The organism is Marivirga arenosa, from assembly GCF_030503875.2.
Classification (GTDB): domain Bacteria; phylum Bacteroidota; class Bacteroidia; order Cytophagales; family Cyclobacteriaceae; genus Marivirga; species Marivirga arenosa.
The window spans coordinates 1,826,449-1,844,016 of record NZ_CP129968.2 but is presented as its reverse complement, the minus strand read 5'-3'; the positions used below and the strand labels follow the sequence as shown (position 1 = coordinate 1,844,016).

Below are 17,568 nucleotides of genomic sequence, written 5' to 3'. Positions count from 1 at the left end.
ATTGTCTATAACAACAAATACATCTCTATTTTAAGCGATGCTTATAAATTCAATTTTTTAAGGATATCCTTAAAATTGATTACTCACTTCTCATAATAAATTATAAATTTGTTATCCGCTTTTTTTGCGCAAAGTATTTGAGATTGAAATATGCAGCTAACCAAACTTGAAATAAAAGGATTTAAGAGTTTTGGTGACCGTATGGTCATTAATTTTGATAAAGGAATTACCGGAATTGTAGGTCCTAACGGATGTGGTAAATCCAATGTAGTTGATGCAATTAGATGGGTACTTGGTGAGCAAAAATCACGTATGTTACGATCCGATAAAATGGAAAACGTGATTTTTAACGGTACCAAAAAACGTAAGCAAAGTAACTTAGCTGAAGTTTCTCTCACTTTTAGCAATACAAAAAACCTTTTACCTACAGAATATTCGAATGTAACCATCACCAGAAGATATTATAGAACTGGTGAAAGTGAATATCTTTTAAATGGGGTTAGTTGTAGGCTTAAAGATATTACGAACCTATTTATGGATACCGGAATTAGTTCAAATAGCTATGCTATAATTGAGTTAAAAATGGTTGATAACATACTGACTGATCAAGATAATTCAAGAAGAGGCTTATTTGAAGAAGCAGCAGGTATTAGCAAATTCAAAATAAGAAAGAAAGAAACGCTTAAGAAGCTAAATGATACGGATGCAGATTTAGAAAGGGTTGAAGATTTATTATTCGAAATCGAGAAGAATCTAAAATCACTAGAAAAACAGGCCAAACAAGCTGAAAAATATTATCAATATAAAGCTGATTATAAAGAAAAAAGTATCCTATTAGCGAAAAAAACGGTTGCTGACAAGCGAGATGTATTCTTAAATCTTACTAAACAGCTTGAAGCTGAGAATGATAAAAAATTAAGCTTCAATAGGCAATTAGCTGAACAGGAAGCAACATTAGAAAAAGGTAAATCAGAATTATTACAGAAAGAAAAATTATTAGCCAGCAGACAAAAGGCCTTAAATGAGCACGTGAATAAAATCCGTCAGTACGAAAGTGAAAAGAAAATCAAAAATGAAAGACTTCGCTTTCTTCAGGATAAAAGTGACAGCTTAAAACATCAAATTGAGCAAGATAAACAAAGTAATGAACGTGCTGCATTCAGTATTAAAAGTTTAGAACAAGAAAAAACATCCGCTGAAAAAATATTCTTTGAAACTGAGCAAAGAGTAGAAGTTTTAAAGGCAGAATATGAAGAGCAGAAAAATAAAACTTCTGCTATCAGGGAAGAAGTAAACACGCTTAATCAACAACAAAAAACCTTACAAAACGAGGTTTATCAACTAAACAAATCTTTAGAGATAAAGGAGATTCAGCTTTCTTCAGTTAAGCAAGAATTAGAAAAAAGTAGTACAGATACTACAGAACAATCTGCAAGTTTAGAAGAATTTGATGCTAAGCTTGAAGAGCTTTCTAAATTATTGAAAGAGAAAAATGAATATCTAAGTAATCTCAAAAACAAGGAAAATCACCTTAATCAGCAGATTGAGGATCATAAAAACACAATCGAACTAATCCGTGAAGAATTAACACAATCATCGCGTAAGCTCGATGCCAGAGAAAACGAATACAATCTAACCAAGTCCTTGGTTGATAATTTAGAAGGATTTCCAGAGGCTATAAAATTCCTTAAGAAAAGTTCTAAGTGGGGAAAAAATGCTCCTCTCCTATCAGATGTTCTTACTTGTTCTGAAGACTATAGAATTACGATTGAAAATTTCTTAGAGCCTTATATGAACTACTATATAGTGGAAACTGAGGCTCAAGCATTCGAGGCGGTAAATCTACTAAGTGATGCTAGTAAGGGAAAAGCGCATTTCTTTATACTGGACAATTTTGAAAAGTTTAAACCTTCTGACACCAAACTTTATGACCAGGCTGTAGCCGCTACCGAAATTGTAGAGTATGATGCAAAATACAAAAAGCTAATTCGCTTTATCCTTGACAATGTATATGTAGTAAATGGAGATTATCAAGCCATCCCTGATGACAAAGAGAGTATTTTCATAACCCAAAGCGGTAAGGTAACCAAAAGAAAATTCAGCATGTCAGGAGGTTCAGTTGGCTTATTTGAAGGTAAAAGAATTGGTAGAGCTAAAAATCTGGAGAAGCTACAAGTTGAAATCAAAGATCTTAATAAAAAGATTAGCCAGATAAAAGAAAGCCTAGAAAGTAGACAAAATGATCTAGATAATTTAAAAGATCACACTTACAGAGAAAACATTGAAGTACTTCAAACTGAGATTAATGAGGTGAATTCTGAATATGTTTCTGTGAGAACTAAACAGGAACAATTTGCTCAAATGCTAAATAATGCTGCCAATAAGAGGGAAGGCATGGAGCAACAAAGAGAAACATTAATTGAAGAAATTGATCAAATTAAACCAGAAGCTAGCGAGAAATCAGAAAAACTTAAAGAGATTGAAGAGCGATTAAGCATAATAAGTGAAGATCTTGGAGTTCAAGATGAAATACTAAGCCAAAAATCTTCCGCTTTTAATCAAGAAAATATTGAATTTCACCAGCAGCAAAACAGAGTTCAAAGCTTAGAACAAGAAATCGGTTATAAGAACACCGCTTTCGATAGTAGTAAAGAAAGGCTTGAAAAAAATCAGGCTGAATTAAAAGAAAATGAAGAGGCCATTAAAGGGCTTATTGACACTGCTGAAACGAATGATGATGAGTTACTCGGCATGTATGAGGAAAAAGAACAAATTGAGCTGGCGGTAAATGAAATAGAAAAGGAATATTATAATGCTCGAGGTCAAATAGATGAGATAGAAAAGCAAAGCCGTAATATTCAAAGAAATAAGGAACAGGTTGATGAATTTGTAATGCAATTACAAAACAACCTAAATGAAACTAAATTAGATCTTAGTAGCATCAAAGAAAGGCTTTCAGTTGAGTTCGATATCGATTTGGATAAAATGATGGCTTCAGAAGAGGATGAAGAAGAACAGAATTCTGATGAGTCTGTAGAAGATTTGAGAGCCGCTGTCAATAAACTGAAAGAGAGAATGGACCGTATTGGTCCAATCAACCCTATGGCCATGGAAGCTTATGAAGAAATCAAAGAACGTAATGATTTCATTCTAAGCCAAAGAGAGGATCTACGAAATGCGAAGGATTCTTTATTAAACACTATCACTGAAATTGATGAAGTCGCTAGAACAAACTTTATTGAGGCCTATGAAAAGATAAAAGAAAACTTCCAAAAAGTATTTAGAACCTTATTCACACATGAGGATGAATGCGATCTTCAATTGTCTGATCCTGACAATCCATTAGAATCTAAAATTGAGATTATGGCAAAGCCTAAGGGTAAAAGACCCTTAACCATAAATCAGCTTTCAGGGGGCGAGAAGACTTTAACTGCAACATCTTTACTATTTGCCATCTACTTATTGAAACCTGCTCCATTCTGTATTTTTGATGAGGTAGATGCTCCTTTAGATGATGCAAATATTGACAAGTTCAATAATATCATCAGAGAGTTCTCAAAAGAATCTCAGTTCATTATTGTAACCCATAATAAAAGAACGATGTCTAGCACAGACGTTATTTATGGAGTTACTATGGTTGAATTGGGTATTTCAAGAGTAGTTCCTGTTGATTTAAGGGAATTAGAAGATTCATTGGAAGAATAATATGAACAAAATCTTTTTAATTAGAATAGGAATTACTGCACTAGTATTTTGGTTACTTGATGCCAGTATTATGTATTTGATTGAAGATAATAGCTTTATTTCACAAATACAGGAATCGTTTTTCAAAGCTATTTTATTCTCCATAATCTTTGGATTAATTATGAGAAAGAAATGGATGAAAAAATAAGGTGGTAATTATTTAACTCTAGTCAAATAAAAAAGGCTAGCTTTTAACAAATTGTAAAAGCTAGCCTTTTATTATATAAACCTATTTTAGGTTTTAAATTACTTTGAAATTCTCTCGATCAAGTCAGCTGCTCTGTTAGAGTAACCCGCTTCATTATCATACCATCCAACAACTTTTGCTAATTTACCAGAAACAGAAGTTAAAGCTGAATCGAAGATACATGAATGAGGATTACCCACAATATCAATTGATACAATTGGATCCTCTGTATATTCTAAAACCCCTTTCATACTACCTTCAGCAGCACTTTTCATAGCTGCATTAACTTCTTCAGCAGTAGCTTCTTTCTTCAATTCTAAAGTGAAGTCAGTTAATGAACCATCAGGAATTGGAACTCTCATTGCAATACCGTCTAATTTACCTTGTAAGTGAGGCAAAACTAAACCTACCGCCTTTGCAGCACCTGTAGAAGTAGGAACAATCGAATAAGCTGCAGCTCTAGCTCTTCTTAAATCTTTATGAGGAGCATCTTGCAATCTTTGATCAGCTGTGTAAGCGTGAACAGTAGTAATGTATCCTTTTTCAATACCAAAAGTATCATCTAATACTTTAGCCATTGGAGCCAAACAGTTAGTAGTACATGATGCATTTGACATGATAGTTTCATCTCCTGTCATGGTATCATCATTAACTCCTAATACAACAGTTGGGATATTACCTTTCGCTGGAGCAGAAATCACTACTTTTTTAGCTCCTGCTTTTAAGTGCTTGCTTGCATTTTCTTCATCTACGAAAAGACCAGTAGACTCTAATACAATCTCAACACCAACTTTTCCCCAAGGAAGATTAGCAGGATCTCTCTCTGCAGAAACTTGGATAGATTTACCATTTACGATTAATGAGTTGGCATCATAAGAAACTTCACCAGGGAATTTTCCATGAACAGAATCATATTTCAATAAATGAGCTAAAGTTTTAGTATCTGTAAGATCGTTGATCGCTACTACTTCAACATTATTTTTTTGCAGTAGAGCTCTGAAAGTTAATCTTCCAATACGCCCAAAACCGTTAATTCCAACTTTTACGTTTGACATGTTGATATAATTATTTAGTTACAATAAATTTAAAACAAATATAAACCTAGTTGTTAGTATTATCAAATTAGAAGCTCAAAGGTTTAGCTCAGAAAATATTTTTATATTTTTTTTGAGCTATGGTTTGTAATTAAAAATGCAGCTTCTATATTTGCATCTCCATTTACAAATGGCCCGTTCGTCTAGGGGTTAGGACGTCAGGTTTTCATCCTGGAAACAGGGGTTCGATTCCCCTACGGGCTACATTTATAATGTTTTAAAAAGTAAAACATTTAGCAAAATTTCAGAAAAAATTTAATTCTTTTCATAGTAGAATCAAATAACTATGGCCCGTTCGTCTAGGGGTTAGGACGTCAGGTTTTCATCCTGGAAACAGGGGTTCGATTCCCCTACGGGCTACAATAAAAAAGCTACCTTTTTGGTAGCTTTTTTTGTTTGTGCCAATTCTTAATTTTATCAAGTCAAATTATATAAAACCTAATTATAAGGTTTCTAACATTTCCTCTACAGCATTATAAACCTTTTCAATTTCTTCTTTTTTGATTATGTAAGGTGGTAAAATGTATAATACATTCCCTAGGGGTCTCAATAATATATCTCTTTCTAAAAAAAATGGATAAAGCTTATGACGCACCTCATTCACATAGGATGTATCTGACTCTGTCTTTAACTCCATTGCAAAGATCGTCCCCAATACTCGCGCATTCTGAACTTTAGGATGCTGAGAAATCTTATGGTAAAATTCAGTCTGCCACTCCCCTATTTCTTGAATTTTGCTTTGAGTATCTTCATTCACTAACAAATCAAAACTCGCAATAGAAGCAGCACATGCAATAGGATTTGCAGTAAAGCTGTGTCCATGAAAAAATGTTTTCATGATATCTGTGCTCTTATAAGCTTCCATTATTGCTTCAGTACATGAAGTTACCCCTAATGCCATGGTGCCACCTGTTAAACCTTTTGACAAGCAAAGAATATCAGGTTTATGATTTAAGTAATCAGATGCGAAGTTTTTACCTGTTCTACCAAAACCAGTAAAAACCTCATCTGCAATACAAATGACATCTACTTTTTGTGCCATTTCTATCAGTTGATCTAAAAATGAAGCATCATACATTTTCATTCCTGCTGATCCCAAAACCAATGGCTCAAAAATGAATGCTGCTACTTCTCCTAAATGCAATATTTTTTCAAACTTATTAAGCAGCTCTGTATGATTTTCTTCAGTAGGCATAGGTAAGAACTCCACTTCAAATAAATAAGGTGAAAAAGGAGCTGAAAAAGGCCCTCTATCTCCTACTGACATGGCGCCAAATGTATCACCATGATAAGCACCCTCAAATGCAATTACTTTTTTACGTTTCTTTTCACCTTTATTATACCAATATTGAAAAGCCATTTTCAAGGCTACCTCATTGGCAGTACTTCCGTTATCAGAATAGAATATCTTAGATTGGTTTTTGGGTAAAATAGATAATAATTTTTCAGCCAGTTCTATGGCCGGGCTATGCGTGAAACCCGCGAAAATAACATGCTCTAAGTTACTAGCCTGTTTAGCCACTGCTTCGGCTATTTTAGGATGGCTATGTCCATGCAAATTAACCCACCAACTAGAAATAGCATCCATTATTTTCCGGCCGTCTGGAGTATGCAAATACATTCCCTCTGCCTTCTCTACCATTATATGTTCAAAGCCATTTAAAAGCTGTGTAAATGGATGCCAGATACTATTTTGATCTCTCTCTAACCAATTCATAAATTGTTTTTTAATTCACTTGCATACTTTCTTACTACCTCCTTATTTATTTCTTTCTCTTGTTTAATCCTTAAAAGACATTGATACCCGCTATGATGCAAAATAATTCTTTCACTTGAAGGATTAGAAGGGCCATTAAATACGATACCTTTTACTTTAATATTTCGTCTTTTTAGTTCGCTTACAGTGAGCAAGGTATGATTTATACTTCCTAAATATAAATTAGCCACTAAAATCACAGGCATATCCCATTGCTTGGGTAAGTCAATTACAAACTCAGAATTATTGATCGGTACCAGTGCACCTCCGGCTCCCTCTACCACTAAATTCGGATTGTTCGTTTTGGGTAGATCAAAATCTTCAGCTCTTAATTCTACATTATCTATTTCTGCTGCATAGTGTGGTGAGGCTGGAGTATTCAATACATATTTTTCAGGAATTAAATCTGTAACTAAATTTGATAAGTGAGCTGCCACAAAATCAGTATCCCTAGGAAAACCCGCTTGAATTGGCTTCCAATAATCTGCTTCCAGTGCTTCACAAAGAATGGTGCTAAATAATGTTTTACCACTGTCAGTTCCAATGGCGGTAATAAAATAGTTCATTTAAAATATTGATTGATATGGTGACACAAATTTCTTACTTCATCTTCGGAATTGAAAGCATGTAAACAAATCCGAACTCTTTCTTTTCCTTTTACCACAGTAGGGCTTAAAATTGGGCGTACATTAAAACCATTTTCATTTAAATAATTAGAAAATTGAATAGCATCATTATTGTTTTTAAAAATTACGCCTTGTATTGGGTGATTACTATTGAGTTTCGAAATATCTTGATTCAGAATTTCATGGTATAAACTAATATTTTTCTGAAGTTTATCCCATAACTCAGGATGATTCTGCCTATAATTTAAGGCGGCCTCAATCGTTTTGACGTTAGAATAAGGTAAGGCCGTAGTATAAATAAATTGTCTGCTATAATTAATTAAATACTCTCTTAAGATTTTACTACCCACAACTGCAGCACCATGAGCTCCAACTGCTTTACCAAAAGTATAAATCCTTGCAAATATTTTATCTTGAATACCTAATTGACAACAATATCCAAAACCAGAGTCACCATGCAATGCCGTAGAATGTGCCTCATCTACTATAATATAGGCATCATAGCGATTAGCTAATTCAACTATTTCTAACAATGGGGATTCATCTCCATCCATTGAATAAACTGATTCAACTACAATAAATATATTCCCCCCTTGCTTATGGAATTTATTGAGTTTCTGTTCTAGATCACTTAAATCATTATGCTTAAAGCTGAAATGCTGAGCTCTACTTAATCTCACTCCCTCCTTAATGCAAACATGTGATAACTCATCTATCAGTACTACATCCCCTTTTTGCGGAATTGAAGATAATACGCCAAGATTAGCTACATATCCAGAATTAAAAATTAATGATGATTCACCTTTGAAAAATTCAGCTAAAAAAGATTCTAAATCCTCGTGATATTGCTTATTGCCATTTAATAGTCTTGAACCTGAAGCTCCATTTTCTACAAACTCTTCTATAGGTTGATGTATTTCTGAAACCTGAGCTAAGCCTAGATAATCATTCGAACTAAAATCTATTTGTTTGGGATCAGCAATTTTCAAGGTTCTAAAACTCCCATTTTGCTTTCTTTTTTGCAATTGGCTCTCTAAAACATCCTCTACCTTCATCCTTTATATATAAGATTTAATCGATGCAAATATAACATTTATACTGATTAACGTTATTGTACTTAGAAACTCAAATGATAATAAAACATGAAAAAGATTTTACTTTTATTCGCTCTATTTTTTACTGGAATTACAGTATCAAATGCACAAATTTTTACAATAGGTCCTAAAGTTGGATTAAGTAACACGACCCTGAGTATTGAAAAAAATGTAGATGATTATACAGCAGGAGAAGCAAGATACAGTTATCACGCTGGTGTTTTTGCTAGAATTAAAATTACAGGCTTTTACATCCAACCAGAAATTTATTTTAATTCAGTTCGTGGTGAATATCGTCAACCATTTCTCCCGGTAGGAGAAGGAATAAATTTCAACCAAAACAAAATAGATATGCCTGTTTTATTTGGTTGGAAATTTGGACCCGTGAGAATTAATGCTGGTCCAGTTGCAAGTTTTAATCTCGATGATTTGGAAGATTTTGAAGACGCAGCTGTAGAAGATTATAAATCAGCGGTATTTGCCTATCAAGCAGGGGTCGGTCTAGATATTTCAAAACTTATTGTTGATCTAAGATATGAAGGTAACTTATCTAATCAAGCCACACTAGGTGCTGATGGTAATGTGAAAGTAAATCAAATTATGCTGAGTGTAGGGTATAAATTATTGTAGAATATATTTCAAATAAAAAAGGCTGGAAATCCAGCCTTTTCTATTTTATATACCATCTGTAGATTCTAATTCAACATCAGAATATCGTAACTCTAAAATATCATTCAAAACGAAGTGCCCCTTCTCTCCTTGCCTACTCATTAAATGTAAACTTTCATCACTCAATTGGTAATGATAATGGATTTCAAAGTCCTCTTTGAAAGAATAGGATTGCTTCTTTAGCGAATTAAAATCCACATCAAAAAGTGTAGCATGAATATTCATTTTATCCTCTGATGAGGATACCAATATAATTCCTTCCTCCGTTTGAAATATCCCTTCATATTTTCCATTGATGTCAATTTCTTTTATAACATAATCTGTACTATCAGGATTAAATTTCACCACAGTTAGGAAATTCGGCCATATAGCATCTCCTAACCCATCTCCTTGATATAAGGCTAACTGAAGATTACTATTTCTTAAAGCAGTTAATTCAAGAGGCTTTTCTTGAGTATCAATTTCTATGTCATTTTTTATTTTTCCGTTTTCATCTGCCACCACTATGTGGTTAATGAAATCTAATGAATCAACATGACTTTCATACAATAAGAAATTTAAATCACCTCCACCTGCAACTGAAATATCATTAATTTGCTGCCAGGCTTTATTGGATTGATATAATGAAGGAACAGCATTATACCATCTAACTTTTGTATCATTTTTAGCAGCATAAAATGCTTGAGGAACACTATCCTGATTAAAATAATATCCTCCAAAATATTCCAGCTCGTTTACATTAGTAACTGAGTGATTGATATACGCTATATTTTTAGGAAGTGAATCATATTCATTTTCTGGATTTTGCCATTCAAATTTCAGCCTTCTAAAGGTTGGGATTTCCTGAGCAAAGGGTTTTTCAAACTGCTCCACAATTTGAGTTTTCAATCTATTAGCAGTTTCTCCCCTTATCTTTAATAATTCACCAGATTCAGATTTAAAATATTCTTTAAACCCCTCAACTCCTCCATAATATTGTTGGTAGAAGTCTTTGTTTTTATTAAGATCACTCAAGGCAATTTGCTCATTGTAACTTTCTAAAGCATTTTCCAATTGGATAGTCTGCTGAAAAACTCGATTTATGGTGTATAATTTAACTTGCAAAGATATCTCTTCAGCAGTATCGTAGACTGCTAAACTCTTTTGTTCATTAATCAAATCCAGCTTATCATCTTTATATTGGAAAAGATTAGCCACTGGTGAATTCAAATCATACTTTCTAATCCTGTAAATTGATTTCCTTTCTATAGGATCGATATCAATTGAATCATTTGGCTGCCAATTTTCCATCTGATCAAAACTATCATCAAGCTTATCTTCAATTTGAGTAATATCTTTTCTCAATTGATCAATCTCAGTATCAATTACATTTTTTACCTCATTCACCCAAGAAGTATAATCCCACAATTTAATATTGTTCACCAAAAAGTCTGTTTGGATCACCAATCCGTCTAAACGGTATGTTTTAATTTGATTAAATGACAACTGCTGATCGAGTTCAAAGGGAGGATATTTGCTAGCTGCATCTTTATAGGCTTTGAAATAGTACAGCGTTGAATCATAACTGTTTTTCACCAAATCAAATCGAGCTTTTAGATCTTCATCAAAAAGGAGATAAATATCCTTGAGTGAATTGTAGTCCCCGTTTATTCGGACAAAGTTTTTCGCTGCCAAATCATATTGCTCTACCATCTTCATGAAATTATCATAAATAGGTGGCATATGCACTAAGAATGAATCAGCTTCTTTATAGCCTTGCTCAAAAACAGATTGAACCGCCTCAAATTCTAACACTGGTTTCCCATTTCTTTTGAATTCATTAGTAAAGTTTGGATAATACCATTCATTTCTTCTCACTTCTCTATCATCAATCAAATCTCTAGATCGACCAAATAATAGTTTGGCTCTTTCTGCATTAGCAATAGCTGATTCATAATCCGAAATAGGATGAGCATTTTTGTAGCGTTCTTGAAATATTAAAGCTAACTGAATATTAGTTGCAGGATGTTCATTATTAGTTTTGAAAAAATCATATAAAAGTGGAAATACCAAATCTATGCTATCTCCTAAGAAATAAGGATTGATATCATCATCATAATCAAGCTCTAATTGAGCATAATTTATTTTAGGCAGTAAGATGAATAACGATATGATAAATAGTAACTTCTTCATGTTCTTAATCATTTTGCGCCAATTGAATGTCTAATATTTTTAATTCTACTCTTCGATTCTTGGCTCTATTTTCCTCAGAATCGTTAGGCACCACAGGCTTGGATTCTCCGTAACCCTGTGAAATTAATCTATCTTCCTCAATGCCATTACTCGTGATATAACTGATTACACTATTGGCCCGTTGTTTAGATAGTCGTACATTATAAGCAGCCGCCCCAATATCATCGGTGTGTGCAGCAATCTCAATTTTCATTGTGGGATAAGATTTCATCAGTTTTATAACCCTATCTAGCTCTTCAAAACTACTTTCAAATAAATCTGATGAATTTGATTCAAAATAGATATCCTTTAAGGTCAGGTTAGCATCCTTAGCTAAAGGTTGCAGTTTTAATTCAACTCCTTTACTATCTTCTTTAATCTCACCAGTGCTTTCATCAATGGTTTGCAATTTACCTTGATTCGAAATCTCAATTTCAGTAGAGTTAAAGGCATAACCTCTATCACTTGAAGCCTCCACCATATAACGGTCTCCCACCCTCAAATTAATGGTTTGATTTCCAGAAATCACAATCTCTTCATTTCTTGTCTTATTGCGAATTATCAAGGTAGAAGATGAAACAGACCCTCCACTCAATAAATCATTTACATTAATAGGAACTCCAATTTTCTCAGGGATTAACTCAATATCCTCTTCATAAACACGGTATAAAATCAAACCCGTCAAGTCAATTGAAAAACTTTTAGATTTAAAATTTTCACTTTCTACTTCCACAGTATAGGCATTACCAATAGGTAGGTCTACTCTAGTTTTCCAGTTTTGACCATCTGATTCTACAATATCTACCGTTCGACCGGATGTATTTTTAACTGTGATAGTAGACTTTAAGGGATCATACAACTCAATATCATAAATATTCACATTAAGGTGGGCAGTAGTGAATAAATCAATATTCTGCTCATATTCCTGATAACTCTCTATATCTCTCAAATCATAATAATAAAGAGCGCTGCTGTAGTCCTCTTTCCTTACTTCTAAATTATAGGCTCTTCCAGCAGATAATACAATAGAATAAAAACCATCTGATGGGTTATTATCAAAACTGGTAATGATTTCAGATGTATTGGCATCTGTAATCCTGATTGATGCTGATAAACCCTCTTTACTGTCAGCATCTCGAATAACACCTTGAAGGGTGACATTTTGAAACTGTCTAAATTCCTGAGGAATTTCAACACTATATATATCATTACGCTTTGAGAAGTACATTAAATCTCCAGAAGCAGAGATGGAAGAAAATAAATCATCATCCGTGGTATTTACATATTCCAGAGGTACTGGCTTAATCCAATCCCCATCTTCATTGAGTCTGGTCTGATACAAATCAAAGCCTCCAATACCACCTTCCCTTAATGAAGCAAATATTAAAGTTCTGTTATCTGCCATGATTTTAGGAGCTTTTTCGCATCCTAAATTGACAGGATACGGTAAAACTTCTGGTTCAGACCAACCAGAATCAGTTTTTTGAGAAGCATAAATCTCATAGCAAAATTCATTTATGCCTTCTGGGATGTTTTTACTATTTCGAGTGAAATAAAGTGTTTTTCCATCTGTTGAAATAGTTGGAAAACCATCAAAGCTTGAAGAATTTATTTCAGGCCCCATATTTTCTGGCTCAGTCCAATTGTCACCTACCCTTTCAGAAAAATAAATATCTTCCGCTCCAAAACCTCCATCAAATGAAGCATGAAAATATATTCTATTTCCATCGTAGCTAAAGTTAGGACCACTAATTACATCATTTGAGTCCGCAGCCATATTAACACTATCAATGGGAACTTCATCAATCCATTTACCCTCTTCAAATCTGGTTAAATAAAGATTCCAGAGTCCGTTTTGATTAGACTCGAATATCATAATCCGACCGTTCGCACTAATACTAGGTGCATATTCTGTAAACTCATCGGAGCTGATTTCAGCTACAATAGTCTTAGGATATATTGAATCTAATACTTGTTCTATCGAATCCTTTTTGGATTGTGAATAAGCAATAGATGCGCTAAACACCAATGCGATTATTAAAAAAATTTTATTATAATAGTTCATAGAAATACTTATTCTCCAATTATAGTAAATGCTGCCCAATAATAGGGTTGTGGAAATTGTTCCTTAATTTTCATTTGTGCTTTCCTGAAGGCTGAAAATTTATCATCCCCTTCTGTCCAATGTTTGTAAAATTCAGTCATTAAAAGTTGAGTGGTATAATCATTGACAGTCCATAAACTCATGATTAGATTGTCTGCTCCTGCTACCAAAAATGCACGTTGAAGTCCATAAACTCCTTCTCCATTTTTTACATCTCCTAAACCTGTTTCACAAGCAGATAACACTACTAATTCGGTATCATCAAGGTTAAGATTCATAGTTTCATAAGCGGTAAGAAGTCCGTCTTCAAAACTATTTTCATAAGGTAAGCCCCCAGCAAGACCGATTGAAGCACCTGAAAGCAATATACCAGATCTTAATAATGGATTTTCTTCTTTGCCTTGATTTTCTACTCCTGATATCTTTTTATCAGCATCATAAGTCTTGAAGAAGCCATGGGTAGCAATATGCAATATATTAGGAGCTGAGATGCTATCTATCAAAATTTCATTTGCATCTTTTTCTAAATATTTCCTCACTTGCCAATTGCTTGACCTTGTCATAGAATCAATGGCATTAATTTCTTTTTTGGTACCTGGGAGTCTTGGAATACCACCACTGAAATTTCTCATTAAACCTACCCTTTCGGCTGTTAAATTCATCTCGTCTTCTGATCTTCCCAAAGAAAAATCAGGTGATCCAATTAGCACTAAACTTGGTCTATTACTTCTTAAATCTAAATCATCAGCAATCATCACTGAATCTGAATTTACACCAGCAGAATCAATTGCTAGATCAGTTTTAGGTATTGGGATTTCATTTTGCTTTATCAAATCTCGAGAACTTGTAATAATTCTGATATTCTCTTTTTCAAGAAGATATTGATCTAAGTTCTCGCTGTAAAGTGTATTGATATTAATCTTATTATAAATTCCATCAGGACTGATAAATAACTTATCTAAATTCTCAGGAATTTTTTCGTCTACCCATTCCCAAAGATTTTCATAGGATATTTTATCCATCAATTTAAACTTGATCAAATTCTGATAGGCATTAAAATATTTTTGTTCAATTCTTCTGCCCTCCTGTAGAATTGCAATTTCAGGTTCCGTCATATCGGAAGTCAAAATCAAACCTGCATATATAATGGAATCATTTCTTAAACTCTTCTTAACTCTTACGAGCTCGACCACACCAGTATTTGGTGCTAAGCTCGCTTTCAATTTTTGCCAGTTTATACTATCCGATCCAAAACCTGCATTGAATAAATTAGACTTCAAACTCAATTCTTTTTCCATATTATTAATGGAAACCTCCAATTCATCTAAATCAATATTTTGTTCATCTAATTCATCTTTTGTGTAAGAGTAATATTGGATTGCTTTTTCTTTCTTAGATTGCCATTGTTTGAATAATGAAATCAGCTCCTCATCTCCACTATTTAAGATCTTATTTCTCATCTTAGCCGAAGCATTCAATAACATTGCTTTGGTAGACAATTGCAGGTCAAATAAATCTTCTTTCAGCTTAGGGATTTTAGTGTAGTTTTCAAGTGCAAAATCTTTATATGCTTCAAAAACTGGATTTACCTTATGGTAAAAGGCAGATTTTTCACTTTCACTCATGGAAGGAAAATATTCTTTGAAAAGAAATAAGTAGCTATCAACAGCAGTTGAAAATAAATTATAGGCTGAGTCTATATCATTTTCTACTTGCTTTAAAATACCCCAACCATATAGGGTAAAGATATAGTCTGGATGATTATCTCCTAATACTTCTTTTCTTAAATCTGTAACTCTAGCAAATAAAGAATCTGCTTTATCAAATTGATCCTGCTTTTGGTATAAAACAGCAAGATTATATTGAGTACTAGCATAAACAGGATTTTCTTTACCATATACTTTTTCATCAATTACTAATGATTTTTCATAGAAGTCTTCTGCCTTATTAAAATCTTCATTGCTCAAATATAAGGAGGCTAAATTGTGTAAGGTAGTAGCATATTTAGGATGGTTGACTCCGTAGATTATCGAATCCATCTCTAGAGCCTCATTCAGCAAGGGAAGGGCTTCTTTAACATTACCCTCACTTTGATAAATAGAAGATAGATTTTCTATAGAGGTAACATAAGATGGATGAAGCTTACCAAGTTTTTTGATATAAATTTCGATGGCCTTTTGAAGATTATTTTTTGCCTCCCTTAAATTCCCTGTGCTTTGATAATATAAACCCATACCCGATAAGGCATCAGCATAAGCAGCACTTTGCTCTCCAAAAATTAGCTTTGATAAATCTAAGGACTGCCTAAAGTAGCGCTCTGCTTTTGGATAATCAGCTTCAGCCAATTTCACTAAAGCTAATTTTGAATTCACATTCAATAATGCGGGATGCTCACTTCCCAAACTTGCTGTATAAGTTTTTTCAGCTAATTGATATAAAGAATCTGCTACTCTGTATAGAGATCTACTTTGAGCAACAGCTCCTAAATTTTCGTAGGTTCTCGCTATGTTTTCATGTTCCTCCTCAAAAATAGACCTGAAGATCTTTCCAGCATCTTCAAAATATGAAGCTGCTAAATCGTATTCACTATCTTCCAATCTTAAAGAACCTAAGTTATTTAAGGTATTGGCATATTCTACCGTTTGCTTACCCAGGGTTTCTTCAATTTGCTTCAAATTTTGAGTAAAGTACGAAGCAGCTTTTTCAATATTGGTTCTATTCTGCTCTAAAACCCCTAAGCTATTTCTAGTTTGTATCTGGATTTCTGTTTTGAATTTATCATTGCCTTCAAATTGAGCAAGAGCCTTATTCAGATATAATTCAGCTGAATCAAAATCAGCTAATTCAAGATAAAGATCTCCAGTATTTTTATAAGCTAGCGCTTTCTCCTCCTGCCTTCCAGCTATATTTTTAAGTATGTCAGCCTCTAAAGCTAGCAGTAAATTTAAAGCAGAATCTAATTGACCCATAGATTTAAATACCAAGGCTTTTTGAGCTAATATTTTTACGGATTGAAGACTGTCCTCTATTGTCTGTATCTCCAGTGAGTCATTAGCAATGGTATAAAGGTTTAATGCAGTTTCATAATCACCATTATTATAAGCAATAGCGGCACTATTTAATTGACTCTGTAAATCATCACCACTTAAAGCCAGTAAGGATTCTCCTTTTTTAGTTTGTCCAGTTTTTTGATATAAAACTCCTAGATTATTCTTTGCACTGACATATAAATCTTTTTCAGTTTCTCCATCCTTTTCTAATTGGGTAATCAATATATCATAAAATGATATTGCTCTATCATTCTGACTACTTTCTTGATAAATTAAAGCTCTTTGGTAGGCTGAGATTTTCCAGAGATCAGAGTTTTGCAAGTTATTATCCTGAGTGATCCCGATTACCTTATCATAGTAATTAGCGGCTTGATCTAACTGACCCTTTTCTTGTAATAATGAAGCAACATAATAAAGGGCATTCAAATATTGCGTTCCGGCTTGAGCTGTAAATTGAACAAGTTCAGGTAAGGCTTTTTGAAAATACTCTAATGCTTTATCATCTTGATTTTGATATAGTAGTGAAGCATAATCATAAGTTGCTAAAGCTTGATTAAGAGAACTCGGATCTTCCTTATTTAGCAATTCCATATAATCCTTTGAGAATTGAATTGCTTCGTCAGTATTTCCGAGTTGAATATTAAGTTGAGCTAAAAAATTAAGAAGCTGAATATAAAATTGTGTTTGTTGATCAAAGGTAACTTCATTCATCAACTCTAATTCTCTTCTAGCCAACTCTAATCCATATTCATAATCCTGAGTTTGAAAAGACAATTTCACCCCTAAGTGTAATGTGAGCACATAGGCTTGGTGTACCTCACCATAGGTTTTTTTAGCTTGTTGGAGTGCCTTTTCTAATAAAGAATTAGCCAATTCAAGCTTATTCTCATTTTGAGCTTGCTGTAGTGCAGAAAATGAATCTTCCCATGAGCTTTGGGCATAGCTTTGCGTTGAGATAATAGCAGAAAAGCCAAAGATTAATAGAATTACAAAAATGGAGTTTTTCATACATGCGCAAGATGAGGAAATCACA

9 protein-coding genes and 2 tRNA genes are annotated in these 17,568 nt (G+C 33.5%); 4 read left to right on the top strand and 7 right to left on the bottom strand.

Going from position 1 to position 17,568, the window contains the following annotated elements:
* The first annotated feature begins 150 nt into the window (after positions 1 to 150).
* Positions 151 to 3,705, top strand: a complete 3,555-nt coding sequence (gene smc / locus QYS47_RS07960) for a chromosome segregation protein SMC (RefSeq protein WP_322348311.1) — start codon at positions 151 to 153, stop codon at positions 3,703 to 3,705.
* A 285-nt stretch (positions 3,706 to 3,990) separates the two neighbouring features.
* Here the strand turns inward: smc and gap are convergent, their stop codons facing one another.
* Positions 3,991 to 4,986: a type I glyceraldehyde-3-phosphate dehydrogenase gene (gap, locus tag QYS47_RS07955; RefSeq protein ID WP_308357056.1), complete on the bottom strand. Its 996-nt coding sequence runs from the start codon at positions 4,984 to 4,986 to the stop codon at positions 3,991 to 3,993.
* 171 nt (positions 4,987 to 5,157) lie between these two features.
* On the opposite strand from gap, the gene QYS47_RS07950 reads away from it, so the two are divergent.
* Together QYS47_RS07950 and QYS47_RS07945 are read left to right on the top strand one after the other, a co-directional pair.
* Positions 5,158 to 5,229 (top strand) — tRNA-Glu (locus tag QYS47_RS07950).
* A gap of 84 nt (positions 5,230 to 5,313) precedes the next feature.
* Positions 5,314 to 5,385: transfer RNA gene (locus QYS47_RS07945), tRNA-Glu, on the top strand.
* 82 nt (positions 5,386 to 5,467) lie between these two features.
* Here the strand turns inward: QYS47_RS07945 and bioA are convergent.
* The 3 genes from bioA to QYS47_RS07930 are packed head-to-tail and all read right to left on the bottom strand — an operon-like array spanning position 5,468 to position 8,462.
* Entirely contained in the window at positions 5,468 to 6,742 is a 1,275-nt protein-coding gene (bioA, locus tag QYS47_RS07940; protein ID WP_322348310.1) for an adenosylmethionine--8-amino-7-oxononanoate transaminase, read from the bottom strand.
* A complete protein-coding gene (gene bioD, locus QYS47_RS07935) occupies positions 6,739 to 7,347 on the bottom strand; it encodes a dethiobiotin synthase (RefSeq protein WP_322348309.1) in 609 nt (202 codons plus the stop codon). Before bioD ends, bioA begins: the two co-directional genes overlap by 4 nt.
* Entirely contained in the window at positions 7,344 to 8,462 is a 1,119-nt protein-coding gene (locus tag QYS47_RS07930) for an aminotransferase class I/II-fold pyridoxal phosphate-dependent enzyme (protein WP_322348308.1), read from the bottom strand. The genes bioD and QYS47_RS07930 overlap by 4 nt, the downstream gene beginning before the upstream one ends.
* 87 nt (positions 8,463 to 8,549) lie before the next feature.
* On the opposite strand from QYS47_RS07930, the gene QYS47_RS07925 reads away from it, so the two are divergent.
* Positions 8,550 to 9,131 (top strand): porin family protein, encoded by a 582-nt coding sequence (locus QYS47_RS07925; protein ID WP_322348307.1) that lies wholly within the window; start codon positions 8,550 to 8,552, stop codon positions 9,129 to 9,131.
* Positions 9,132 to 9,176: 45 nt separating this feature from the next.
* On the opposite strand, the gene QYS47_RS07920 is transcribed toward QYS47_RS07925, so the two are convergent.
* Genes QYS47_RS07920 through QYS47_RS07910 form a run of 3 tightly spaced genes read right to left on the bottom strand, consistent with a single transcriptional unit; the run spans position 9,177 to position 17,543 of the window.
* Positions 9,177 to 11,342 carry a hypothetical protein gene (locus QYS47_RS07920; protein ID WP_322348306.1) on the bottom strand — a complete coding sequence of 722 codons (2,166 nt, stop codon included), beginning with the start codon at positions 11,340 to 11,342 and terminating at the stop codon, positions 9,177 to 9,179.
* 4 nt (positions 11,343 to 11,346) lie between these two features.
* Positions 11,347 to 13,446 carry an OmpA family protein gene (locus QYS47_RS07915; RefSeq protein WP_322348305.1) on the bottom strand — a complete coding sequence of 700 codons (2,100 nt, stop codon included), beginning with the start codon at positions 13,444 to 13,446 and terminating at the stop codon, positions 11,347 to 11,349.
* An 8-nt stretch (positions 13,447 to 13,454) separates the two neighbouring features.
* Positions 13,455 to 17,543 carry a tetratricopeptide repeat protein gene (locus QYS47_RS07910; RefSeq protein ID WP_322348304.1) on the bottom strand — a complete coding sequence of 1,363 codons (4,089 nt, stop codon included), beginning with the start codon at positions 17,541 to 17,543 and terminating at the stop codon, positions 13,455 to 13,457.
* Positions 17,544 to 17,568 lie beyond the last annotated feature (25 nt).